At 61.8% G+C, this 22413-nt stretch carries 26 protein-coding genes; 20 read left to right on the top strand and 6 right to left on the bottom strand.

The window, feature by feature from the left end:
- Positions 1-31 precede the first annotated feature (31 nt).
- Complete coding sequence (locus ACFORG_RS04505) at positions 32-514, bottom strand: DUF305 domain-containing protein (RefSeq protein WP_386734185.1); 483 nt, start codon at positions 512-514, stop codon at positions 32-34.
- Positions 515-625: 111 nt separating this feature from the next.
- On the opposite strand from ACFORG_RS04505, the gene cueR reads away from it, so the two are divergent.
- The 9 genes from cueR to ACFORG_RS04460 all read left to right on the top strand — a co-directional run bounded on the left by cueR (position 626) and on the right by ACFORG_RS04460 (position 11082).
- Positions 626-1027: a Cu(I)-responsive transcriptional regulator gene (gene cueR, locus ACFORG_RS04500; RefSeq protein WP_386734184.1), complete on the top strand. Its 402-nt coding sequence runs from the start codon at positions 626-628 to the stop codon at positions 1025-1027.
- Entirely contained in the window at positions 1024-1437 is a 414-nt protein-coding gene (locus tag ACFORG_RS04495; RefSeq protein ID WP_386734183.1) for a cytochrome c, read from the top strand. Before cueR ends, ACFORG_RS04495 begins: the two co-directional genes overlap by 4 nt.
- A gap of 628 nt (positions 1438-2065) precedes the next feature.
- Positions 2066-4261, top strand: a complete 2196-nt coding sequence (locus tag ACFORG_RS04490; protein WP_386734182.1) for an efflux RND transporter periplasmic adaptor subunit — start codon at positions 2066-2068, stop codon at positions 4259-4261.
- Positions 4258-7437, top strand: coding sequence for an efflux RND transporter permease subunit (locus ACFORG_RS04485; protein ID WP_386734181.1), 3180 nt, complete (start codon positions 4258-4260; stop codon positions 7435-7437). Before ACFORG_RS04490 ends, ACFORG_RS04485 begins: the two co-directional genes overlap by 4 nt.
- A 26-nt stretch (positions 7438-7463) precedes the next feature.
- Positions 7464-7808 (top strand): copper-binding protein, encoded by a 345-nt coding sequence (locus tag ACFORG_RS04480; RefSeq protein ID WP_386734180.1) that lies wholly within the window; start codon positions 7464-7466, stop codon positions 7806-7808.
- Positions 7809-7872: 64 nt separating this feature from the next.
- The gene (locus ACFORG_RS04475; protein WP_386734179.1) at positions 7873-8229 is read left to right on the top strand and encodes a copper resistance CopC family protein; all 357 of its coding nucleotides are present in this window, start codon (positions 7873-7875) and stop codon (positions 8227-8229) included.
- A 6-nt stretch (positions 8230-8235) separates the two neighbouring features.
- A complete protein-coding gene (locus ACFORG_RS04470; RefSeq protein ID WP_386734178.1) occupies positions 8236-9180 on the top strand; it encodes a CopD family protein in 945 nt (314 codons plus the stop codon).
- Positions 9181-9194: 14 nt separating this feature from the next.
- A complete protein-coding gene (locus ACFORG_RS04465) occupies positions 9195-10577 on the top strand; it encodes a multicopper oxidase family protein (protein WP_386734177.1) in 1383 nt (460 codons plus the stop codon).
- A 43-nt stretch (positions 10578-10620) separates the two neighbouring features.
- Complete coding sequence (locus ACFORG_RS04460; protein WP_386734176.1) at positions 10621-11082, top strand: DUF411 domain-containing protein; 462 nt, start codon at positions 10621-10623, stop codon at positions 11080-11082.
- Positions 11083-11140: 58 nt separating this feature from the next.
- Here ACFORG_RS04460 and ACFORG_RS04455 read toward each other — a convergent pair whose 3' ends face one another.
- A complete protein-coding gene (locus ACFORG_RS04455; protein ID WP_386734175.1) occupies positions 11141-12460 on the bottom strand; it encodes an MFS transporter in 1320 nt (439 codons plus the stop codon).
- Between the two features lie 8 nt (positions 12461-12468).
- Positions 12469-12729, bottom strand: a complete 261-nt coding sequence (locus ACFORG_RS04450; RefSeq protein WP_386734174.1) for a metal-sensing transcriptional repressor — start codon at positions 12727-12729, stop codon at positions 12469-12471.
- Between the two features lie 81 nt (positions 12730-12810).
- Between ACFORG_RS04450 and ACFORG_RS04445 the strand changes: the two genes are divergently transcribed.
- The 3 genes from ACFORG_RS04445 to ACFORG_RS04435 all read left to right on the top strand — a co-directional run bounded on the left by ACFORG_RS04445 (position 12811) and on the right by ACFORG_RS04435 (position 14617).
- Positions 12811-13164, top strand: coding sequence for a hypothetical protein (locus tag ACFORG_RS04445; protein WP_386734173.1), 354 nt, complete (start codon positions 12811-12813; stop codon positions 13162-13164).
- Positions 13165-13225: 61 nt separating this feature from the next.
- Positions 13226-13954 (top strand): HupE/UreJ family protein, encoded by a 729-nt coding sequence (locus tag ACFORG_RS04440; RefSeq protein WP_386734172.1) that lies wholly within the window; start codon positions 13226-13228, stop codon positions 13952-13954.
- A gap of 12 nt (positions 13955-13966) precedes the next feature.
- Positions 13967-14617: a transmembrane anchor protein gene (locus tag ACFORG_RS04435; RefSeq protein ID WP_386734171.1), complete on the top strand. Its 651-nt coding sequence runs from the start codon at positions 13967-13969 to the stop codon at positions 14615-14617.
- Between the two features lie 388 nt (positions 14618-15005).
- On the opposite strand, the gene ACFORG_RS04430 is transcribed toward ACFORG_RS04435, so the two are convergent.
- The 3 genes from ACFORG_RS04430 to ACFORG_RS04420 all read right to left on the bottom strand — a co-directional run bounded on the left by ACFORG_RS04430 (position 15006) and on the right by ACFORG_RS04420 (position 16044).
- Complete coding sequence (locus ACFORG_RS04430) at positions 15006-15233, bottom strand: hypothetical protein (protein WP_386734170.1); 228 nt, start codon at positions 15231-15233, stop codon at positions 15006-15008.
- Between the two features lie 168 nt (positions 15234-15401).
- Positions 15402-15659, bottom strand: a complete 258-nt coding sequence (locus ACFORG_RS04425; RefSeq protein WP_068241761.1) for a helix-turn-helix domain-containing protein — start codon at positions 15657-15659, stop codon at positions 15402-15404.
- A gap of 124 nt (positions 15660-15783) precedes the next feature.
- A complete protein-coding gene (locus ACFORG_RS04420; RefSeq protein ID WP_386734199.1) occupies positions 15784-16044 on the bottom strand; it encodes a hypothetical protein in 261 nt (86 codons plus the stop codon).
- Positions 16045-16246: 202 nt separating this feature from the next.
- Between ACFORG_RS04420 and ACFORG_RS04415 the strand changes: the two genes are divergently transcribed.
- The 8 genes from ACFORG_RS04415 to ACFORG_RS04380 are packed head-to-tail and all read left to right on the top strand — an operon-like array spanning position 16247 to position 22409.
- Positions 16247-16600: a hypothetical protein gene (locus ACFORG_RS04415; RefSeq protein WP_012187321.1), complete on the top strand. Its 354-nt coding sequence runs from the start codon at positions 16247-16249 to the stop codon at positions 16598-16600.
- A 43-nt stretch (positions 16601-16643) separates the two neighbouring features.
- The gene (locus tag ACFORG_RS04410; RefSeq protein WP_386734169.1) at positions 16644-17264 is read left to right on the top strand and encodes a lytic transglycosylase domain-containing protein; all 621 of its coding nucleotides are present in this window, start codon (positions 16644-16646) and stop codon (positions 17262-17264) included.
- A complete protein-coding gene (locus ACFORG_RS04405) occupies positions 17261-17554 on the top strand; it encodes a TrbC/VirB2 family protein (protein ID WP_012187323.1) in 294 nt (97 codons plus the stop codon). The genes ACFORG_RS04410 and ACFORG_RS04405 overlap by 4 nt, the downstream gene beginning before the upstream one ends.
- Positions 17547-17825 (top strand): type IV secretion system protein VirB3, encoded by a 279-nt coding sequence (locus ACFORG_RS04400; protein WP_008327373.1) that lies wholly within the window; start codon positions 17547-17549, stop codon positions 17823-17825. The genes ACFORG_RS04405 and ACFORG_RS04400 overlap by 8 nt, the downstream gene beginning before the upstream one ends.
- Positions 17815-20190, top strand: coding sequence for a VirB4 family type IV secretion/conjugal transfer ATPase (locus ACFORG_RS04395; protein ID WP_386734168.1), 2376 nt, complete (start codon positions 17815-17817; stop codon positions 20188-20190). Before ACFORG_RS04400 ends, ACFORG_RS04395 begins: the two co-directional genes overlap by 11 nt.
- A complete protein-coding gene (locus ACFORG_RS04390; RefSeq protein ID WP_386734200.1) occupies positions 20187-20456 on the top strand; it encodes a hypothetical protein in 270 nt (89 codons plus the stop codon). The genes ACFORG_RS04395 and ACFORG_RS04390 overlap by 4 nt, the downstream gene beginning before the upstream one ends.
- Positions 20446-21600, top strand: coding sequence for a lytic transglycosylase domain-containing protein (locus tag ACFORG_RS04385; protein WP_386734167.1), 1155 nt, complete (start codon positions 20446-20448; stop codon positions 21598-21600). Before ACFORG_RS04390 ends, ACFORG_RS04385 begins: the two co-directional genes overlap by 11 nt.
- Complete coding sequence (locus ACFORG_RS04380) at positions 21600-22409, top strand: type IV secretion system protein (RefSeq protein ID WP_386734166.1); 810 nt, start codon at positions 21600-21602, stop codon at positions 22407-22409. The genes ACFORG_RS04385 and ACFORG_RS04380 overlap by 1 nt, the downstream gene beginning before the upstream one ends.
- Positions 22410-22413 lie beyond the last annotated feature (4 nt).

Raw genomic sequence — 22413 nt, 5'->3', positions numbered from 1 at the left:
TCCAGCTACTGGAGGGTCAAGGGCGGTCGAATTACGGGTCAATGCGCTCTGTCCCCGGTGCAGCGTCACCATTTCGCGAGATGTCGTCGATATAGATCTTCATTTCTTCAATCTCTCTGCGTTGTGCCTCGATGATCGCATCGGCCAGCGCGCGAACCCTCGGATCGGAAATGTCGGCGCGCTCACTTGTGAGAATGGCAATCGAATGATGGGGGATCATCGCGCGCATCCACGCAAGGTCTCCAACGGTATCTTGACTACGAACCAGATAAAGTGAGGTTGCAAATGCAATGGCAGCCCCGGCGAAGATCGCGATATTTGCAGTCTTGTTCGAATACATACCCAACATGAAAGCCAGCATCACAACCGACATGGCCGCTCCCATATAGAGCGCCATCCACATCCGGGTTTGCGAATAGAAAACGTGATCGATGGCGTAGGTGTTGAGATACATCAGGCCATACATGACCACGGTTGACGTCGCGATCATCGCGAAGAAGCGAGAATAGTTCATCTTTATAAACCTCCTGTACTTGTGAACGACCTTCCCACGCTGGAAGGTTCCAAAACAGCTTGACCTTCCAGTGACTGGAGACCTTACGTTAGCTCAGAAGGAAATGTGGCGATGAACATCGGCGAAGTGGCAGCCGCGAGCGGCCTGCCTGTAAAAACGATGCGTTACTACGAGGATATCGACCTCGCGCGGCCCGCGCGTGGTGTGAAAGGTTATCGCGCCTTCTCGGAACGTGACGCCCACAAGCTTGCCTTCCTCGCCCGCGCGCGATCGCTTGGATTTTCCATCGAGGAATGCCGGGCGCTGCTGTCCCTCTACGAGGATCGGGAACGGGCCAGCGCCGACGTTAAACAGGTGGCCACTGAACATCTCGACCGGATCGCAAGGAAAATCGAAGAACTCCAAGCCATGCGTGGAACGCTGCAAATGCTCGTTGCGCCTTGTTACGGGGATGACCGCCCGGACTGCCCCATCCTCGACGATCTTGCAGGCCAGAAGACAGCGACCACATGAACACGCGTCTCCTCGCATATGGTTTCGCGGGTCTTGCGGTCGCCGCAACAGCGGGGTGGATGATAGTTTCGTCCCAACGTGATGACGCTAGTGCGCCAGACCTCGCCTCGCTCACCTTGCCCACCCTGACGCCGGAGCAAGAAGAAGGACGCGCTCTTTTCGACGCGAATTGCGCAGCCTGTCACGGCGTAAACGCGGCGGGCTCCGCCCAGGGACCGCCGCTCGTTCATCGCATCTACGAGCCAAGCCACCATGGCGACATGGCGTTCGTTCTCGCGGCCAAGCAGGGTGTCCGGGCGCATCACTGGCGGTTCGGAAACATGCCGGCCGTCGAAGGTGTAAGCGATGAGGATGTTCTGCAGATCACACACTATGTCCGCGCGCTTCAGCGCGCGAGCGGAATAGAGTAGCGATGACCTTCTATAGCGCGCCGCTCGGAACCACTTGTCACACATCCGAACTTCTGCCGCGGAACGATGACGTGGGCTGCGCGCACTCTGGCCCACATGCGGTCACGCAAAATCTAGTTGTCTTGGCACAGGACGAAAACTATTCCGTTTTTTGTGACCAGGTTCGTGCATAGCTTTTCAACGAAGTGTCTGACGACGCTCATCATGTGCCTTGCGCTCATGATTGCTGGAGTCGCTGCTGCTGTCACGATGGAGCATCCGGGCCACGAAGGCGTTGCTTGGGTCATGTCCGACTCAGAACATACGATGCACGCAGCGCATCAAATGTCACCGGACGGACCCGATTCTGACTGTTGTGAGCCTGAAACCGACGCGGCATCTGGTTGCCACGCATCGGCGTGCTGTCTTTCCGAACAGCAAAACTCGGAGACGTTGTTGTCTGCCGACGTCGGTCCGAGCGCATGCCATCAGACAGCCGAGCAAGAGGTCGGCCCCTCGATCGCCAGCTCACTTCCCGAACGCCCCCCCAGACTCTCCTGAATTTTGTGTCGAGCCGCGCCCTCGAAAAGTGCGGACTCATATCGAATTTCGGGCCGATCTGAAGCGGATCGGCTGTCAGGAGGTTGACATGCGTGGACGCTATTCGGCTCTCGCGATCCTTGCCGCAGCGGGCGGCATATCAGGCGGCATCGCTCTTGAGCGGTGGTATCTCAATCCGTCAAACACCGATGGCGCGGGCGGCTCGGAGGTCCTGTATTGGGTGGCTCCAATGGATCCGAATTTCCGGCAGCCAGGCCCGGGCAAGTCGCCAATGGGCATGGATCTGATCCCGGTTTATGCCGGGCAAGAACCATCAGGCGATCCGTCAGAGGTCTCGCTGAGCGCCGCTGAAATCAACGCCATCGGCGTGCGGACGGCATTGGCGCGTGTCACTGACGTAGCTCCGGAAATTGAGACGGTCGGTTTCGTCGGTTACGACGAGCACCTGACCAGCCACGTCCATACGCGTGTCGATGGATGGATCGAGGTTCTGAATGTCAGGGCTGTCGGCGATGTGGTAAAAAAGGGCGACGTGCTGTTCGAGCTCTTTTCGCAGGAGTTCGGCGTTGCCAGTTTCGACTTCCTACGCGCAGTCAGGAACGGCACGGGTCTTTCGCTTGAGGCGGCGCGGAACAAGATGCGCGCTCACGGCGCCAGCGAAAGGCAGATTGCCGAGATCGAGGCGTCAGGCGAAGTCGCGCGGCGCATTGCCGTGGAAGCTCCGAGGGACGGCATCGTCGTCGCCCTGGAGGCAGCGGACGGCATGTTCTTGGAACCGGGAACGCAAGCGGTATCGATCACGGATTTGAGCCAGGTCTGGCTCATCGTGGACGTGTTCGAGCGTGAGGTGTCGCGCCTATCGGAGGACATGACTGCGGTTGCCAGCTTCGAGCATCTGCCGGGCGAGGTTTTTGAGGGCAGAATTGATTACATCTACCCGGAGCTCGATCCGCGCACGCGCACCCTGCCCGTACGCCTGCGCTTCGACAATTCCGAAGGGCTGCTTCGGCCCGGCATGTTCGGCAATGTGAGGCTTGTTTCCGGCGAAACCCGTCAGGTTCTGACGGTGCCGTCCGAGGCGGTGATCCGGACCGGAACGGCGGAGCGCGTCATCCTGAGGACAGACGAAGGCACATTCCGGCCGCGGCTCGTCACGACCGGACTGCGCGACAGTTTCGGAGAAGGCGGTCGGACGGAAATTCTGCAAGGGCTTGCGCCCGGCGAGGAGGTCGTCGCTTCTGCGCAATTTCTGATCGATAGCGAAAGCGCGCTGAGCGCGGGCTTCATGCGCATGGCGCCGACCGATGAAGAGCCCGCCCGCGGAACGGGCACGCTTATTGCGCTCGACCGGGAACGGCGGATCGCGACGCTGCGCCATAATACGCTGGACAGTCTCGACTGGCCCGCCATGACGTCCGAGTTTCCGGTGCGCGCGGACGTGTCGCTCGACCGGCTTCGCGAGGGAGAGGAGGTGGCGTTCCGCGCCGCCCGGGGCGCCGACGGTCTGCTTGGCCTGATCGAGCTGGCGCCAGATGACGGTGTTGCAGCGACGGGAACGGGCATGGCGCTGGCCGTGACGCCCGACGGCAAGCTGACACTGGACCACGGCCCCATTCCGGATCTTGGCTGGCCTCCGATGCAAATGGATCTCGACGTGGCCGGTCTCGATCCCAATAGCGTGCCGCTCGATACGCCGATCGAATTCGATCTGGCTAAGGATCAGAACGGTATGTTTTCCGTTATCGCGGTGCGCGCCGACGGGGAGGAAGCACCCGTTATGGAGCAGGGTATGGAGACGCAGATCGAAGCGGCTCCGCCAATCATCGTTTCGGGAACCATCGACGCCATCGACCCGGCCGCCCGACAAGCAACCATCACACATGGGCCGATCACCGAAATCGGGATGCCGGGGATGACCATGTCGTTCGCCGTCGATGCCAACCTCGATCTGGCGTCTCTGCAAACCGGAGCGGAAATATCACTCACCTTCGCGCGTCCAGACGGCATGACGATGGTGCTGACCGGAGCCGAGCCTGTGCAGCCGCCGATGGAAGTCTCAGGCACGATCAACGCGGTCGATGCAGGCGCGCGGATGGCCAACATCACGCATGGGCCGATGGCCGAAATCGGCATGCCCGGCATGACGATGGATTTCGCCATCGCGGACACCATAGATCCGGCAGAACTGACCACCGGCGAAGAGCTTACTCTTCTGCTCCATCGTAACCCGGACTTCACGATGACGCTTGTGGGCGCAGCCGCTGCGCGGAGCGTGTCGCAATGATCCCGGCCATCATCCGCGCCTCGATCGCAAACAGGTTCATCATCGTGGCGCTCGCGTTGATGATGGCGGCGGCCGGGATTTGGGCCATCCGTGAGACCCCGGTGGACGCGATCCCTGACTTGTCTGACGTACAGGTCATCGTGCGCACGCCCTATCCGGGCCAGGCGCCGCAGGTGGTGGAGAACCAGATCACCTACCCACTGGCGACCGCGATGCTCGCCGTGCCGGGCGCGCAGGACGTGCGCGGCTTCTCCTTCTTCGGGGACAGTTTCGTCTACGTCGTCTTCGAAGATGGCACAGATCTTTACTGGGCACGTTCCAGGGTATTGGAATATCTCGGGCAGATCACGGGAAGCCTGCCCGAGGGCGTCTCCCCTCAGCTGGGTCCGGACGCGACGGGCGTCGGCTGGATCTACCAATACGCCCTAATCGACCGGACCGGGAACCATGACCTGTCGCAGCTCCGCACGCTGCAGGACTGGTTCCTCAAATATGAGCTTCAGGCTGTCGAAGGTGTCTCGGAGGTCGCCACGATCGGCGGCATGGTCAAGCAGTATCAAGTTGTCGTCGATCCAAACAAGCTGCGCGCCTACGACATCACGCTCCCGCAGCTGCGCCGATCAATCGAGGCCGCGAACCGCGAAACAGGCGGCAGCGTGATCGAGATGGGCGAGGCTGAGTTCATGGTCCGCTCGTCAGGCTATATCGATGAACTCGCGGATCTCGCCAGCGCACCCTTGATGGTCAACGAGCGCGGTGCGGCCCTGACCCTCGGTGACGTCGCCGAAATCCGGCTCGGACCGGAAATGCGGCGCGGGGTTGGCGAGTTTGACGGCGAAGGCGATGCTGTGGGCGGCGTCGTGATCCTGCGCTGGGGCGGCAATGCGCTGGCCACCATCAAAGCGGTGGAGGCGCGGATCGAGGAGTTGCGCCCGAACCTGCCCGAGGGCGTTGAGATCGTCACCACCTACGACCGCTCCGGGGTGATCGAAAGGGCTATCGAGAACCTGCAGAAGAAGCTCACGGAAGAATTCATCGTCGTGGTGCTGGTCTGCGCCGCCTTCCTTCTTCATCTGCGCTCATCGCTGGTGATCCTGTTGTCGCTGCCATTGGGCATTTTCGCGGCCGTTATCCTGATGAAGGCACAAGGGGTGAATGCAAACATCATGTCGCTGGGCGGCATCGCCATCGCCATCGGGGCCATGGTCGACGCCGCCATCGTGATGATCGAGGCGATGCACCGACGACTGGAGAAAGAGAAGCTTACCGCAGAGAACCGTTGGCGGATCGTGCAGGAATGCGCGTCAGAGGTCGGGCCTGCTCTCTTTTATTCCCTTGCGATCATCACGGTGAGCTTCCTCCCGGTGTTTGTGCTCGAAAACCAGGAAGGACGACTGTTCAAGCCGCTCGCCTATACCAAGACTTACGCCATGGCTGCCGCGGCAATCCTGTCGATCACCCTCGTGCCGGTGCTCATGGGATATTTTATTCGCGGACGGATTCTTCCTGAGCGCAAGAACCCGCTCAATCGCATCGTCGTCTGGATGTATCGCCCGTTTCTGGACGCGGCCATCGCCTGGCCCTGGGCAACAACACTGATGGCCGCGGCCGTCGTCGCCTCGATGTGGTATCCGCTCCAGCGCCTCGGCTCCGAGTTCATGCCGGAACTGAACGAGGGCGATTTCCTCTATATGCCCACGCTCTACCCGGGTGTCTCCATCGGAAAAGCGCGCGAGGTGTTGCAACAGACTGACCGGCTCATCGCCACGATACCGGAGGTCGAGACAGTCCACGGCAAGCTTGGACGTGCCGAGACGGCCACCGATCCGGCGCCGCTGACGATGATCGAGACCACGATCCAGCTCAAACCGGAATCCGAATGGCGTCCTGGCATGACGATGGATGGGATTCGCGACGAGCTCGACCGCATCGTTCAGGTGCCCGGTGTGACCAACGTCTGGATCCAGCCGATCAAGAACCGGATCGACATGCTGGCGACGGGGATCAAGACGCCGGTCGGCGTGAAGATCTCGGGCGCCGATCTGAAGGTGATCGAACAGATTGGCATCGCAGTAGAGGACGCGGTCCGCGGCATCGAAGGCACCGCATCCGCCTACGCCGAACGCCCCGTCGGCGGGCGCTTCATCGAGATCGACGTGAAGCGCGACGCCGCCGCCCGTTATATGATGAGCGTGCGCGACGTGCAGGACGTGGTGCAGACAGCCATCGGCGGTATGCAGGTGTCGGAGTCCGTCGAAGGTCTCGAACGGTTCCCGATCAATCTGCGCTACCCGCAGTCGTGGCGAGACAGTCCCGAGCGTCTTGAAACCCTACCCGTTGTCACACCGTCCGGCGCGCATATCCCGCTTGCGGCACTTGCAGAGATTCGCATCGTGGATGGGCCGGGCATGATCCGATCTGAGAACGCGAGACGCACGGGCTTTGTCTTCATCGATATCGCCGGGCGCGATCTCGGCACCTATGTGGCTGAGGCGCGTGACGTGGTCTTGCGAGATGTCGACCTGCCGCCCGGCTATTCGCTGAGCTGGTCCGGCCAGTACGAATACATCGAACGGATGCAGGAACGGCTGACCATCGTAGCCCCTGCAACGCTCCTGATCATCACTTTGATGCTGTTCATGGCCTTCAACCGCGTGATCGAGGTGGGCATCATCCTTGCAGCTCTCCCTGTGGCATTGGCGGGTGGGGTCTGGTTTCTGTGGTATCTCACCTTTGACATCTCGGTGGCTGTGCTCGTGGGTTTCATCGCGCTTGCAGGCGTTGCGGTGGAAACCGCAATCGTGATGCTACTCTATCTCAATCTGTCCTGGGAGAAGCGGCGCAAGCTCGCAGAATCCGAATACCGCAAGCTCACACGTGATGACATTGAAGACGCGGTGTTCGAAGGTGCCGTGCTGCGCGTCCGTCCCAAGGTCATGACGGTGGCCACGATCTTTGCGGCTCTCATCCCGATCATGTACGGCACCGGTACGGGGTCGGAAATCATGCAGCGGATCGCCGCACCGATGATCGGCGGCATGGTCACGGCGACCCTGCTGACCCTCCTCGTCATTCCGTCGATTTTCGTGATCTGGAAGAGGCTGGCGCTGCGTCGCGTCAACCGCGAGATCACTCCCCTCATTCTGCGGCCTGAAGGCTCAGTGCCTGCCGAATAAACGCAAGTGAAACCATGGAGCTACCAATGAAAACATTTACAGCAACTTTCGGCCTCATCGCCTTCGCAACCATGCCAGCCCTGGCTCAAATGGACCATGGCAGCATGGATCATTCGAACATGCCGATGTCGGACGAACAGATGGAAGGCGCTGTCCATACGAAAGCCATCGTCAATTCGATCGGCGACGGCACGGCCAATGTCAGCCACGATCCGATCCCGGAAATCGGCTGGCCCGCGATGACGATGGACCTGCCGCTTCTCGAAAATGCCGAGATGATGGACGACATCGAGGCAGGCTCGGAAGTGACGCTCATGTTGATGAAAGACGCCGACGGGATGTACGCCATCGGGGCAATGATGCCAAACTGATCGCAACGATCCGCGACCGGCGCATTCGGGCCGGTCGCGCGACCACAAGGAACGAGGTAAGAAGATGACAAAAGCACGTGGTCTGATTTCAGCCATGTTCGCGGTGGCTCTGGTCACATCCGCCGCGTTTGCGCATTCGTCCAAGGAAGCCACCGTGCCGACCGACGGCGCCATCCTGGAGACGCCGCCTGAGAGCATCGAAATGACCTTAGACAGCCCGATGCGCGTGACAATGGTTCGCCTGACCGACAGCACGGGCACCGGTATGGACTTGCAGCGCTCGGATGACATGGCCCCCGTGACGCAGTTCAAGGCTGTGCCTGCCACGCTGGGCAAAGGGGCCTACACCGTCGAGTGGCGCGGCCTGTCGGGTGACGGCCATCCGATGCAGGGCAGTTTCTCCTTCGAGATCGCGGACTGACCCCGCTTGATCGCTGCGCTCGCCTCTGCCGACGCCGTTATCTGGATCGCGATCCTCGTGAAGACGCTGGCCTATGCCGCGACCTTGATCGCGGCGGGCAGCGTTCTGGTCTTGCTGTGGCTTCGCGAACTGACCGCAGACGCCCGCGCGGCGCTAAGGCGGGCGGCGGTGCTCGGCGCGATCGCGGCGGCCCTGCTCAGCGCCCTGCGCCTGCCCGTTCGCGCGAGTTTTCTCATGGGCGGCGCCCTCGATGGCGCGGTCGATCCCATGATGCTGGGGATTGTCGCCGAAAGCCCCCTCGGCGCGAGCCTGATCGTTCGGCTGGTTGGTCTGGCGCTCATCCTCAGCGTTCTTCTGCCATGGCGCACGGCACGCTGGCTCGCGGCGGCCGGGGCCATCCTCGCCTGCGCCTCCTTTGCCATGCGCGGTCATGCGCTCGGCGACCCGCGCCTGCTTTTGGGCGCTTTGGTCACGGTGCATATCGCGGGCCTCGCCTTCTGGATCGGCAGCTTCGCGCCCCTGTCGCGCGCCGCGCGCCGCGAGACGCCCGAGAAAGCCGGTGCGCTTGCGCATGAGTTCGGAACAAAAGCCCTCTGGGTTGTTGCTTTGCTCGTCGCCGCCGGCATTCTCACGCTTGTTCTTCTGGGAGCGGCGACGCCCGATGCGCTCTTCTCGCCCTACGGCCAGGCGTTCCTTCTCAAACTGGCGCTTTTCGCTGGCGTGCTGGCTCTCGCGGCGCTGAACAAGCTGCGACTGACCCCCGATCTTTTCAAAGCCATGCCCGGAGCCGCGCAGCGCATGCGCCGGTCCATTGCGGTGGAAAGCGTGCTCGTGGCAGCCATCCTCGCGACAACCGCCGCTCTGACGACCCTCACATCACCGCCCTCGGAGCAGGCGATGGGCGCGTTACCACAGATGAAGGCGGTCCAAACCGCCGTATTCCTATCCTGAGAGGAGGTCCGGCCATGCTGACCCGTCGCCAGTTCAACAAAAAGCTTCTCGGATCCGTGGCGAGCCTCGCGATGCCGCGGATCGCCGTAGCAGACGGAGTTCAGGACCTGGTCGCCAGCGAAGCGCGCACGCGTCTCGCGCCGGCCGAATATCCGGAGACGGAAGTCTGGGCCTTCGGCGGATCGGTTCCGGGGCCGACGATCCGTGTGCCCCAAGGCGCCAAGGTGTCTCGGCGCTTCGTTAACGATCTGCCGCAGCCCTCCAGCGTCCATTGGCACGGGATCCGTATCGAAAACGCCATGGACGGCGTCGCTGGCATGACCCAACCGGCCGTGGAGCCGGGCGCTCAGTTTACCTACGACTTCACCGCGCCGGACGCCGGCACCTATTGGTACCACCCGCATAATCGCAGCTGGGAGCAGATGGCCCGCGGACTCTACGGCGCGCTGATCGTCGAGGAGGCCGAAGGCGCTCCGGAGGTCGACCTGGACGACGTTCTGCTCATCGACGATTGGCGACTGAACGACGCGGCCCAGATCGCCGATGATTTCGGCGCCATGCACGACTGGGCGCATGCGGGACGGATCGGCAACTGGATCACCGTGAACGGGAACGGCGCTTGGACCCGCGAGGTGCAGCAGCACACCCGCATGCGGCTGCGTCTCGTGAACACGGCCAACGCGCGGATCTTTTCGCTCGAGGCCCGTGGCCTCGAAGGCTGGATTGTGGCCCTCGACGGTATGCCGCTCGAAACGCCGGAGCCGCTTGAGCGACTGTCCCTCGCGCCTGCTCAGCGCGCTGACCTGATCGTCGATGTCACGGCTGACGAGGGCGGAGAGGCCATGCTCGTCAGCTTCGAACGCGACGGCGGCTACGCCCTTGCCTCCTTCCCCGTCCAAGGGCGCGCCCGGACCGCGCGGCTCTCCGATCCTATCCCACTGCCGCCCAACCCCGTCCCAGCCCTTAGGTCGATCAATGATGCCCGACGCGCGGAGCTTCACATGGAAGGCGGCGCCATGGGGGGGATGCAGAGCGCAATGATGGGCGGTCGCAGGATGGGCATGCGCGAGATGGCGGCCGCAGGGAAGGTCTGGGCATTCAACGGAATGGCGGAGATGGGAGAGACCCCACTCATCGACGCCGCGCGCGGTGAGACAATCCGCATCGCGATGACAAACGACACGGCCTGGCCACATGCAATGCACCTGCACGGCCACCATTTCCGCCAGATTTCCGCAGATGGCTCGGTGGGCCCCCTGCGCGACACGCTTCTGATGAACCGCTCAGAGACAGTCGAGATCGCTTTCGTCGCAGACAATCCCGGCGACTGGCTCCTCCATTGCCACATGTTGGAACATTCAGCCGGCGGCATGATGACGTGGCTCAGGGTGGCGTGACGTGACCGCGCTCAAGACAACCACGAATTGGGAGATAAGACATATGAACCGCAGACACTTCATCCTTACCAGCATCGCTTCTGGCTTCACCGCGACAACGCTTGGCCGACCGGCAAATGCAACGCCCAGTCAAATGGAAGTTTTCAAATTGCCGACCTGCGGCTGCTGTTCTGCTTGGGTCGACCACATGACCGGCGCAGGGTTCGATGCCCTGGCCCGCGACGTCGATCAAGAAACACTCTGGTCGATGAAAGCGCGCGCTGGCGTCACACCGGAACTGAGTTCCTGCCATACCGCCTTTATCGACGGCTACTTCATCGAAGGCCACGTGCCGGCTGGCGATGTGCAACGGTTGCTGGCAGAACGCTCGGACGCACTTGGCCTCACGGTGCCGGGCATGCCGATCGGCTCGCCTGGCATGGAAATGGGTGACCAGCGCGACGCCTATGACACGCTGCTCGTCTTGCGCGACGGGTCGACCGTGGTCTTCGAGAGCCACTCGTGACGTTCATGTTTCTGAGCATGCGCGAATGCTCGAAGCATGTCTTGAAAGGGCAAGAAAGCTAGAGCTGCGACGCCCAGCGGGGATGCTGGTCGTCCACGACGAAGGGATGTGCGTGTCGGCGCTCGCCCTTGAGGTGGGGATGGTCGAGCGGCAGGTTTTCGTGGGTATGCTCGAAGATCTCCGGATCCTCCTTCGGCCACAGACGCGACGCGACCAACGCCCCGGCACCCGCCAGCGCCGCAAGACAGCCGAGCGCCACGACCGGACCGAACTGCGTCATCAGCCAACCCGAAAGCGGATAGGTCACGAGCCAGCAGGCGTGGCTAAGCGCGAACTGGGCGGCGAAGAGCGCGGGTCGATCCTCCGCATGAGCCGAGCGGCGCAGGAGGCGGCCGGAGGGGGTGAGCACGGCGGAATATCCCAGCCCCACCAGCAGCCAGGCGCCGAACAGGAAGGGCCAGTCGAGACCGAGGGCGGCGACCTCTGCCGCCAAGACCAGCAGGCACAGGACCATCAGCGCGGCGCCCGCAACCATCACCGGCCTGTCGGGCAAGCGGTCGAGGAGGCGCGGCAACAGAAGCGCCGCAAGCATCGAGCCGGCGCCGAAGGCGAACATCGTCCAGGACAGTGCGCTTTCCGACAGGCCGAGGGTGCCGCGTACCAGCACCACCGAGTTGACCAGCACCATGGCGCCCGCCGCAGCCGCGGCGAGGTTCAGGGCCAGCAGTCCGCGCAGCCGCGGCGTCGCGAGGTAGATGCGGATGCCGCGTGTCGTGCGGTCATAGATGCCGCGCCGCTCGGACGGCTTCGGGCTCGGCAGCAGCACCGAAACGACCAGCAGCGCCGAGGCCGCGAAGCCCGCCACCGTACCGAGGAACAGGGAGTTGTACGTCATGAGGGCGAGCAGCAACGCGGCGAGGGTCGGGCTGAGGATGTTTTCCAGATCGTAGGCGAGCCGCGAGAGCGACAGCGCGCGGGTATAGCGCGCCTCCTCCGGCAGCACGTCCGGGATCGTCGCCTGGAAAGTCGGCGTGAAGGCGGCCGAGGCCGATTGCAGCAGGAAAATCAGCACGTAGACCTGCCAGACCTCGGTGACGAACGGCAGACAGAGCGCGGCACCCGCCCGCACCACGTCGAGCCCGACCAGCAGCGCGCGGCGGTTGGCACGGTCGGCCAAGGCGCCGGCGACGGGCGCGATGCCGACATAGGCCACCATCTTGATCGTGAAGACCGTGCCCAGCACCATCGCCGCCCCGTCGCCCGCGAGGTCATAGGCCAGCAGCCCGAGTGCCACTGTCGCAAGGCCGGTGCCCAGCAGGGCCACGACCTGCGCAAGGAACAGGTGGCGGTAGGTGCGGTCGGCGAGGATCTCCAGCATCGATGATCTCAAAGGTAGCGGGCGATGGCTTTCAGCTCATCGCGGTCCGCGGGCGAATGGTCTTCGTCCAAGCAATGGTCCATGTGGTCGTGGATCAGGGCACGTTTGGCATTGACGACGGCCTTCTCAACCGCCTGCAACTGCTGAGCGATATCGAGACAAGGTTTGCCCTCCTCGATCATGCCGATCACGGCCCGCAGATGACCGTCGGCGCGTTTCAGCCGCGCGATCAGGGCAGGATGGGTTGCGTGGATGTGCGACTTTGTCATAGAACAACGATATCCCCCCAGGGGGGATAGAACAAGATGGCCTCAGAAGAGGCTGCGCATATGGGCAGACAGGCAAGACCGATGAGGCCTCTGGCGACATACGGAAAACAGGCGTTTACGGCGCTTCTCTGCCTGTCGCTTGTGTTCTGGTCGGTCATACCCGCCGCGACCCACACGCCGGCCGTGTTCGAGACGATCCAGGATCATCTGGAGATGATCGCTGATCACGGGCATTCGCACGGGTTCGAGGAAGACCTCTACTGGGCAATGCACGGCCACAGCCATGACGTGGCGGACCATGACCACAGTCAGGCGCTCCTGGCGCTCGGGGACCGAAGCCATCCGACCTCCGCCTACAGGGATGCGCGGCGCCTGAAGGCCTCGCCGGGCGGCGGGCACCACACGTTCCGGATCGAACGCCCTCCGCGTGCCTGATCGGCGCTGCGCCCGCGCGCGGCCTCACCGATCATTCAATCGCACGAACGGAGACCTATTCATGAGTTTAAACTCACCGGCCCTGCACGCGCTCGCGTCGAGACGCTTCACGGCGATCCTTCTGACAGCCCTTGCGCTCTACGCCTCCAGCGTGGCGCAGGTGCTGGCCCATGACGTCACCCCCGGTGACGCGGGCTACATCCAGGAAATCTGGGGGGTGCACGTCATCTCCTTCATCTATCTCGGCGCCAAGCACATGGTGACGGGATACGACCACATCCTCTTCCTTCTGGGCGTCGTCTTCTTCCTCTACCGGATGAAGGATGTCGCCATCTATGTCAGCATCTTCGCCGTCGGGCACTCGGTGACGATGCTCGCCGGCGTCTGGTGGGGATGGGGCATCAATTCCTACATCATCGACGCCATTATCGGCCTCAGCGTCGTCTACAAGGCGCTCGACAACCTCGGCGCCTACCAGAAGTGGTTCGGGTTCCAGCCCAACACAAAGGCCGCGACGCTGATCTTCGGCCTGTTCCACGGCACCGGCCTCGCCTCGAAGATCATCGAATACGACATCTCCGAGGACGGCCTCCTGTGGAACCTGCTCGCGTTCAACGTCGGCGTCGAGGTCGGCCAGATCCTCGCGCTCTTCGCGATCCTCGTCGTGATGGGCTACTGGCGCCGGTCCGAGCGGTTCATGAGCCAAGCCGTCGTCGCCAACGTCATCATGGTGGGCCTTGGCATCTGGCTCACCGTCTACCAGATCAACGGCTTTCTTGCGGCCGCATAAGGAGAATTCGATATGCAACTCATCGACAGAATGCGCGACACGATGCAATTGACCGCGGAGAAGCCCGATCCGGCGCTCCTGCCGACACCGAAACAACTGCGGCGCTCGACCATCGCCGCCGTGATCGGCGCGGCCTTTATCGGGGTCGGTGTCTACCTACCGGCGGAATATGGGATCGACCCGACCGGTGTGGGCAATGTCCTCGGCCTCACCGAGATGGGCGAGATCAAGCAGCAACTCGCCCGCGAGGCAGCGGAGGATGAGGCGGTCCACGGCGGCGGCGAGCAGTCGTCGAGCCTCATGGAGGACATGTTCGGACTCTTCGTGGGCGCGGCGCACGCTCAGGAAGCGTGGACCGACACGGTGACCTTCACGCTGGCGCCGGACGCGTTCACCGAGGTCAAGATGGTGATGGCCGCAGGCGATATCGTGGAATATTCGTGGGTCGCGGAAGGCGGCCGGATCAACTTCGACCTGCACGCCCATGGCGATGGCCAGTCAATCGACTACGACCGTGGCCGGGGCACGACCGATGGCGCGGGCAGCATCGAGGCGCCGTTTCCCGGCGAACACGGCTGGTTCTGGCGCAACCGCGACGATTCCGACGTGACCGTCACGCTGCAGCTCCGCGGCGCCTACAGCGAGATCGTTCGCAGCGAGTGAGCAATGGCGCCTGCGGGAGATCGCAGGCGCCTCCACCAATCCTGAGGCGATCGAGGATCGGCATGATGCAGGGCCATGCATGGCTGTTTATTTGGACCGTCGCCGAAGACGCGAAAATCCCACGAAATCACGCGATCAGAACATGAACATGTACTGCACACGACCACTTGCAACGGCCTGAAATCAAGACAAAATTGCTACCATCCATCACTGGGCAAACTCCCCAGGCTCTTTCGAATGGCAGCTTTGCTCGGCTTGCGGCCATCGGTGCAAAACGCAGCATTCGGTAAAATGGGCTCAGAGTCCGCATCCGCTGCGTGCGACCCCAATGTCCGGTATGCTGGCCGACCCCAACTATCAAATATGAACTGGCGGCTAGCTGAGGAGCCTATCCACCTTTGCCGCTTCCAATCCGCTTCAAATCATCCAAGCCGATTTCCTGCTTCTGTTCCGCAGTGAGATCCGGCTGGATTTCCGACACCGGCTGGGGCCCTTGGACGTCCCACATCACCGCATGGGCGCCTGCACTCCAGCGATACACCCAACCAACAATGCTGCACCCATCGGTCCCAATCAGATTGGCGATCGCGACGCCCTCACCTTTATCATCGTTCACTGTTTACGAACTTCCTGCACTCTGGCGCTGAAATTGCGGCATGGTGTATTAAGGCGCCTACTCGCGCCGCAGGCCGCACGTAGTGGATATTTGCTAACTGCTCTTTGTTTAGGAGCTCGCTTCACTTGAGGACGCACGAAGCGTGCGCGTCCCAAAATTACATTGCTTTCAAATCTTGTGGTCGGGCTCCGTGGCGGCTTCGACAATCGACAGGACTTCATTTTTGTCAAAGCCAATGACCCTGGCCAGAACTGTAAACTCCACGACGTCGATACGACGCTCGCCGCTTTCGAGGCGTGCCACAAACGACTGGTGGCGTTTGAGCTTCGCCGCCAACTGCTGCTGGCTGAGACCCGCATTCTGACGTGCATCAACCAACGCACGGACGAGTGCCAACTGGCCATTTGTTCTGATTGTTTTCGCCACGCGTCACATACCCTTTGTGACGTCGCTAGCGGATGAAATCTGTTATCTAAAAAGCAGATATTTGAGGGTGTTATCGGCGTTTTGTTTCTGTTGGGTGCAATCCTGATGCATACCCGATCGCCCATCAATCCCCCGCAAGTTCCAGAAACCGACCGTAGTCCTGACTGACTTCGCGGGCTTCCTCAAAAGCACGCGCACGCTCCTGCTCGAGGCAGTGGAAGTAGTCCTGAATGTCGGCGATATAGACCTCGAAGTCCCGCCGGATGATGTCGGCATAATCCCGAGCGGCCTGCGAATCGCTTGGCACGAAAGGCCGGACCGGGGCGAGACAGGATTCTGCTTGGCTTGCAGCCGGAACGAGCAAAAGCAGTGCTACAGACTGCATGCCCACCCAACGGCTCAACCGCAGGTTTCTGAAACCCCTATTTTCCTTGATAGACATCAATGGCCGTGCCTAGAGTTTGAGTAACCGAGATACAGCCGTATCTGACCAATACATCTTGCGGTTGATAATATACTATCGTAACTCTGGGCTTCAAGTGGGAATGCCCGGGTGTTGCGCGTTTGAAGAAAGCGTGAGCCGGGCCATGAACTGGGACATCGAAGCACCAAATGTGGTTACGGAAGCACGTTTCCGCGAACTCGTGGAAAGTGGCTATAGCGCTGAAATCCTGTGCCAGGAGTCGGCACACAAGAAGGGCCCCAGCTATTATGGGGTCTGGATCATGCGCGTCGTCTCTGACGAGGGCGTGGAGAAGCTGCTGGTCACGGCCCGCACCCGGACGACCTATAACGACATCAAGATCCGCGAATTCAAAACCATCACGGGCGTGGTGTCCTTCCTCATCGGCATCGGCTTCTCCCATGCGGATGTCCCGCTCGAAGAAGGCCAGCGGACGACACACAAGCTGGCTGCGACCGACAAAGGCAGCAGCAAATAGCCTTCTCCTTGCCTGGTATCTCGCGGGTCCCGCCACTGCGCAGATGGTACTGGTCATGGAGAGCGATGGCGCTCTGACGCCGTCGCGTTCTCAGGACAGCTTTGCCCGCAATTACAATGACGGCATCGGCCAGGGGTCCGCGGCTGATGAGCTGGCGATCCTCGGTGAAGATGAATCAGCTATTCAACCTGACGCTTTGCGTTTTGCAGCCCTCTCGCGACCTGCGCCCCTGCCCCGCGCCGATGTTCTTACAGCCATTGAGGCCACCGCGCTTCGCTACGCCGGGCATCCCGGGCTTCGGCGCACGGATCTCTCGGTTCGCGATTGGCTGACGCTCTACCGCGCAAATATCGAGGTCGAGAGCGCCTACCGACAGGACGCGGTCTCGAGTGCGGGCGCCATCGGCCTTGGTCAATTGATGCCCGCGACGGCGCGTGATCTCGGCGTTGACCCGCGCGATCCACTTCAAAACCTCGACGGCTCCGCCCGCTATCTTGCGATGATGCTGGACACGTTTGGCGATCCGCGGCTCGCGCTCGCAGCCTACAACGCCGGCCCAGATGCAGTGCGCCAGTACGGCGGCATTCCCCCCTACCGAGAAACCCAGACCCACGTGGCCCGCGTCATGGCTGTCGTGGCTCGATTGGAAGGATCAAAGTCATGAGACAGATTTCAAACCTCTTTGTCGCCTCACTGGCGCTATTCCTGCTCATTGCCGAGCCAGCCCTTGCCCAAAGCATCGATCTCTCCCCGATCCAAAGCTTATTGCAGGGCATTGTCGATGCTCTGACTGGCCCGCTCGGAGTCGTGATCGCCACACTCGCAGTCCTTGGCGTTTTCTTGAGCTGGTTTTTCAACATCATCGATCTGCGCCAGGCACTCTGGGTGCTTGTTGGTATCGCCGGTGTCGCCGCCGCTCCCACCATCGTTGCCGCGGTCTTTGCCGGTGGCTGAGCGCTCGCCTCTCTTTCTCGGCCTCGTGCGCCCGCCCAAGCTTCTGGGCCTGCCCATCATGTACGCGATGGTCTGGCTTTTCGGCTCGGTGCTCTTGTTCGTCTGGGTGCAGCACATCGCGGTGCTGGGTGTGGCGGCCCTGCTCTATCCCGTGCTCTGGAAGGCTGCGGATTGGGACCCGCGCTTCATCGACGTGATGATGACCGCGCTGCAGGAGACACCGCCCACGCGGAACCGCTCCATCCATGGCGGGGACAGCTATGCTCCGTGATGAAGCCTGTGATGCTGCGCTCGATCCCCGCACGATGACGCCCGAATGGTATGCACGCGAGACCCGCCTCGCCCATATGCTGCCTTACGTCAGCCTGGTCGATGACCGCACCGTGCGCACGCGCGTGAACGAGCTTTTCCAGTGTATCCGGCTCGAAGGGATCAACAGCTATACGACGGATGATGCCTATCTCGACAAGGTGACGGCGCTCTTCGCTCGGATCATCGCGCAGCTGGGGCCGGAGTTCAGTTACTACGTCCACAAGGTCTCCAAGGCGATCACGGCGGACCTCGAGCCCGTGCGAGAGGATAGCTTCGCGGGCGAGGTGGATCGGCTTTGGCGCTCGAAACTCAAGACCAGCGGGCTGCGCGACAAGACCCTGACGCTCACGGTCATTCACCGCCCACCCCCAAAAAGCGTTTTGCCTTTCCTTAATCGCAGCGCGCCGGATCGCCTCAAGGAAGCGACCGAAAAGCGCCTGCGTCGTTTGGGCGAGGCCGTAAGCGTGTTCGTGTCAGGCCTGACGGAGTTGCACCCGCGTGTGCTTTCGGCCAAGTCCGGCGAGTTGATCGGCTTTCTGGGAGCCCTCAACACTGGCCAGGAACTGCCACTCTATCCCGCGAACACCTATGGCTTCCTGTCCTTCAACGTGGCCAACACCCGCGTGACGTTTCACGGAGATCACTTCGAGCTCACCGAAGGCGTGGTGGGCCAACGCTTTGGCAAGAGCTTCACCATCGGGGAATACTCCGAAGCCACCTCCTGCACAATGTTCGACATGCTGAACCTGCCGGTCGACATGATCGTCACGCATTCCTTCACACCGATCAACTCGAACCTTATGGCGGGACGCATCAAACGGCAGAAGCGCCAGATGCAGGCCAGCCAGGATGCGGCCCTGTCGCTTATGGAGGCGCTCGACATCGCCGCCGATGATCTCGAGGCCAAGCGCCAGAGCTTCGGCGAACACCATATGGTCGTGACGCTCTTTTGCGATACGCTGGACGAATTGCAGACACTGAGCGCCGAGATCGTCAACGCCGCCGCCGCCGAAGGTGTGAAGATGATCGGTGAGCGGGTCGCGGCCAAGGCCCATTACCTCAGCCAGCATCCCGGCAACCAGCCCAAGCGCGTTCGCGCCAGTGCCATCACCAATCGCAACTTCGCGGATTTCGCGGCCTTCCATCGGACCCAGCTTGGCAAACCGGCGGAGAAAACGCCCTGGGGCAAGGTCATCACCTACCTGCCCACGCCCGAGCAGAGCGCCTACCGCTTTTCCTATCACGAGCAAGGCAGCCCCGACAAAGAGCCCACCAGCGGGCATACCCTGATTATTGGCCGGCCCGGGTCCGGCAAGTCGGTCCTCTCGGCATTCCTCATGACGCAGTCCCGTCGAGCAGGGGCGCGGATCTTCGTCTTCGATTACCGTTTCGGTATGGAGATGGCGGTCCGCGCCAATGGCGGGCGCTACGCGTCTTTGAAAGCCGGACAACCTACTGGGCTCAACCCGCTTTGGACGGAAACTGATAGTCGCGGCACAGCATGGCTCTCGGATTGGCTCGCCACCCTGCTCTACCGTGCCGACAAGCCGCTGACGCCCGCCCAAACCAACCGCATCCAGGAAGTCGTCCGCCAGAACGCGCAAGCCACAAACCCGGCCCTGCGCAACTGGCGGGATTTTGCATCACTTTTTGTCTCCACCGATGATGGCGGCGATCTGCACGAGCGCCTTCTCGAATGGACCGAAGAGGGCCGCTATGGCTGGATATTCGGCCAGACGCTGGAAGACACGTTTTCGCTCGAGGGCGATGTGGTGGGCTTCGATCTGACCGGCATTCTCGACAGCGAGGCCGAGAAAGAGCGCATGGCCGTCCTCTCCTACCTCTTCCGCCGGGTCGAGCGCGAGATCGAGGACCGCCGCCCAACGATCATCGTGATCGACGAGGCCTGGAAAGCGCTCGACAACGCATATTTCGCCGAGCGGCTGTCGAACTGGCTCGTGACCGCGCGCAAGCAGAACACCGTTGCGGTCATGATGACGCAATACGCCAGCCAGCTCGAGCGCACCCGAACCGGTAAGACCATCGTCGAAGCGGTGCCCACACAAATCCTGCTGCCGAACATCCGCGCCCATGCGTCCGACTACGCGATGCTGAACCTCTATGAGAAGGAACTCGACGTGCTTCTCAGCACCGGCAGCGATAGCCGCCTCGCGCTCATCCGCGATGACCAGGGCTCCATCTTCGTCGATGCCGATCTGAGCGCCCTCGGACCCAATCTCACCATCCTCGGCGGCATGGAAAAAGGCGAGGCGCTCGTCGGCGCTGACTACCGCGACCGCCCGGACTTCTGGAGACTTTCATGACACGCATATGGCGTTTTGAGAATACAACAAAGAAACCTGCATCGTTTTTCGCGTTCGAGCGAAGCGAGAGGCAGCGAACAAACGATTCAAGAAAATCTCGAAACGCCAAATTGTTGTTTCTCGCCGCGCTCGGCGCTTTGGCCTCCTGCGCCCAGTATCAGGAACCGCAGGCCAATTGCTTCACGTTCTTGGTCTCGACAGCCCACATCGCGCCGGATTGTACCTTCATGCCCCTTGGCGCGCCGGAGCGCGACATTGAAGTCTAGGCTGCCACATATCCTGGCGCTTTGCCTGCTGCCCGGTCTCGCCCTGTCCCAAGGTGTACCGACCAATGACAGCGGGTTGACCGCGCGTGATATCGTCGAAACAGGCGATCGCGAGGCAGACCTCGCCGTTCAAGCGGACAAGCTTTCCGTGCGCGAACTCATTACCGAGATCGAACGGGAGCAGCTGGAAACTCTGCAACGCATCCTCGATGCCCAGACCAGCTTCGGCGGTCAGGGCCTGCCGGCCATGGTCTCGGGGCTGGAAAGTGGCAGCGGCGACCCGGACCGTTCCGTCGAGGCCGTCTATGGCAATGCCGAAATCGATCCCAATCCCGGCGGCGCGCAAATGTTCGGGGATGCGGCGGAAAACATCGAAGAGCTCATCATCCGCGTCGCACAAGAAACCAGCGGCTTTGCCGGCGTGGGCCGCGCCGGCCTCTCCCCGGTTCAATGGCGGGCCCTGCTGCAAGCGCTCATCTGGCAGGAAAGCCGCTTCACCATCGGCGCACGCTCGCCTGTCGGAGCCTTCGGCCTCACCCAGATCATGCCCGGCACCGCCAGCGATCTCGGCATCAACCCGGAATACTATGACAGCCCCTATCTGCAGGTGCATGGCGGTGCTCGCTATCTTGCGACACAACTAAACACCTTCGACGGCAATATCATCAACGCGCTTGCCGCCTATAACGCCGGACCCGGCCGCGTGTTCGAATATGGGGGCGTGCCGCCCTTTGCCGAGACCCAGCACTACGTCCAGGTCATCCCCGAACGCTACAATCTCTACCTGAGCCGCATCGGCGGGATCGAAGCGCTTGGCACAATCGACCCCGCGCTTCTCGCCAATGCGAACCTCTCGATCACCGGGCACGGTGCGGAGTTCTATGGCAACAACTCGCCCACCGCGATCCGGCAGGCCGCCTTGCGTATTGCGGATATCGTCGAGCGGATTTCCGAGACCGAAGACGTGCAGGAAAGCATCGCGCTCAACACCTATGCCCGCGCCGAACTCGTGCGCCTCGTTGCCGCGCGTATTCGACTTCAGGCGGCGCGGACCCGCGTCCTTTCTGCCGAGGAACTGGCCCAGGCCAGCGCCCGTATGGCCGAGGGCGCGTTCATGGAATTCACGATCAGGGAGATAGACTGATGGGACATTTACTCATGAGAACGGCCTTGGCCACGACTTTTGGGATTGGCCTGCATCTTGGCACCCTGTCCCCTGCCCTTGCGCAAGGCGTACCCGTCGTCGACACCCAGAACATCGCACAAAACATCCAGCAGCTCCGGCAGATGATCGAAGACGAGATTCTGCAAACCGAGCAGCTCACGCAGCTCCGCGAACAGCTTGCGACACTCACGGATCAACTCGCGGAGCTGCAACGGACATATGAAGCGCTGACCCGTCTCGCCGAACTGCCGGAAATCATCCGTACCGAGATGGAAGACGAGCTGAACGGCCTGCTCGATCAAGAGTTTGGGGACATCCTCGCCACAATCGAAGCCATCAAGACAGGTGACTTCTCTGGCCTCGCTGGCTCCGGAGCGGGCGAGATCGAAACCCAGATGGACCGGGTCCTGGCCGATCTCGGATTTGACGACGATACGCTTTCGGAAATGGCCACAAGCGGCAATCCCGGGGCCAACCGTGTGGCGACGCAAGCCACGACCGGCGCACTCGTCTCGGCCGCTGCCCAGAACAGCTATGAAGACGCAGGCCAATCGCTGGAGCGCGTCGACCGGCTCGTCGGGCTGATCGACGACATGGATGAACTCAAGGAAAGCATCGATCTCAACACGCGCGTCACGGCGGAACTGGCGATCGCGCTCGTGGCCATGTGGCAGCTCGAAGCGGTGCAGACCGTGGGTGACGGAACAGGCGGCGTGATCGATGCCGCCACCATCGCCGAGGAACAGCGTTTCATGGACTTCACGCTGCCAGACCTGCGCGCAGATTGATCCG

It is taken from the genome of Lutimaribacter marinistellae, from assembly GCF_042648365.1.
In the GTDB taxonomy this organism is placed as follows: Bacteria; Pseudomonadota; Alphaproteobacteria; order Rhodobacterales; family Rhodobacteraceae; genus Lutimaribacter_A; species Lutimaribacter_A marinistellae.
Note: the sequence above shows the minus strand (reverse complement) of the source record. Positions and strands in the feature narration are given on the sequence as shown.

Coding starts and splice junctions, on each gene's coding strand:
- ACFORG_RS04505 (WP_386734185.1), bottom strand. CDS start 514: ATGAACTATTCTCGCTTCTTCGCGATGATCGCGACGTCAACCGTGGTC.
- cueR (WP_386734184.1), top strand. CDS start 626: ATGAACATCGGCGAAGTGGCAGCCGCGAGCGGCCTGCCTGTAAAAACG.
- ACFORG_RS04495 (WP_386734183.1), top strand. CDS start 1,024: ATGAACACGCGTCTCCTCGCATATGGTTTCGCGGGTCTTGCGGTCGCC.
- ACFORG_RS04490 (WP_386734182.1), top strand. CDS start 2,066: ATGCGTGGACGCTATTCGGCTCTCGCGATCCTTGCCGCAGCGGGCGGC.
- ACFORG_RS04485 (WP_386734181.1), top strand. CDS start 4,258: ATGATCCCGGCCATCATCCGCGCCTCGATCGCAAACAGGTTCATCATC.
- ACFORG_RS04480 (WP_386734180.1), top strand. CDS start 7,464: ATGAAAACATTTACAGCAACTTTCGGCCTCATCGCCTTCGCAACCATG.
- ACFORG_RS04475 (WP_386734179.1), top strand. CDS start 7,873: ATGACAAAAGCACGTGGTCTGATTTCAGCCATGTTCGCGGTGGCTCTG.
- ACFORG_RS04465 (WP_386734177.1), top strand. CDS start 9,195: ATGCTGACCCGTCGCCAGTTCAACAAAAAGCTTCTCGGATCCGTGGCG.
- ACFORG_RS04460 (WP_386734176.1), top strand. CDS start 10,621: ATGAACCGCAGACACTTCATCCTTACCAGCATCGCTTCTGGCTTCACC.
- ACFORG_RS04455 (WP_386734175.1), bottom strand. CDS start 12,460: ATGCTGGAGATCCTCGCCGACCGCACCTACCGCCACCTGTTCCTTGCG.
- ACFORG_RS04450 (WP_386734174.1), bottom strand. CDS start 12,729: ATGACAAAGTCGCACATCCACGCAACCCATCCTGCCCTGATCGCGCGG.
- ACFORG_RS04445 (WP_386734173.1), top strand. CDS start 12,811: ATGAGGCCTCTGGCGACATACGGAAAACAGGCGTTTACGGCGCTTCTC.
- ACFORG_RS04440 (WP_386734172.1), top strand. CDS start 13,226: ATGAGTTTAAACTCACCGGCCCTGCACGCGCTCGCGTCGAGACGCTTC.
- ACFORG_RS04435 (WP_386734171.1), top strand. CDS start 13,967: ATGCAACTCATCGACAGAATGCGCGACACGATGCAATTGACCGCGGAG.
- ACFORG_RS04420 (WP_386734199.1), bottom strand. CDS start 16,044: ATGCAGTCTGTAGCACTGCTTTTGCTCGTTCCGGCTGCAAGCCAAGCA.
- ACFORG_RS04415 (WP_012187321.1), top strand. CDS start 16,247: ATGAACTGGGACATCGAAGCACCAAATGTGGTTACGGAAGCACGTTTC.
- ACFORG_RS04410 (WP_386734169.1), top strand. CDS start 16,644: ATGGTACTGGTCATGGAGAGCGATGGCGCTCTGACGCCGTCGCGTTCT.
- ACFORG_RS04405 (WP_012187323.1), top strand. CDS start 17,261: ATGAGACAGATTTCAAACCTCTTTGTCGCCTCACTGGCGCTATTCCTG.
- ACFORG_RS04395 (WP_386734168.1), top strand. CDS start 17,815: ATGCTCCGTGATGAAGCCTGTGATGCTGCGCTCGATCCCCGCACGATG.
- ACFORG_RS04390 (WP_386734200.1), top strand. CDS start 20,187: ATGACACGCATATGGCGTTTTGAGAATACAACAAAGAAACCTGCATCG.
- ACFORG_RS04380 (WP_386734166.1), top strand. CDS start 21,600: ATGGGACATTTACTCATGAGAACGGCCTTGGCCACGACTTTTGGGATT.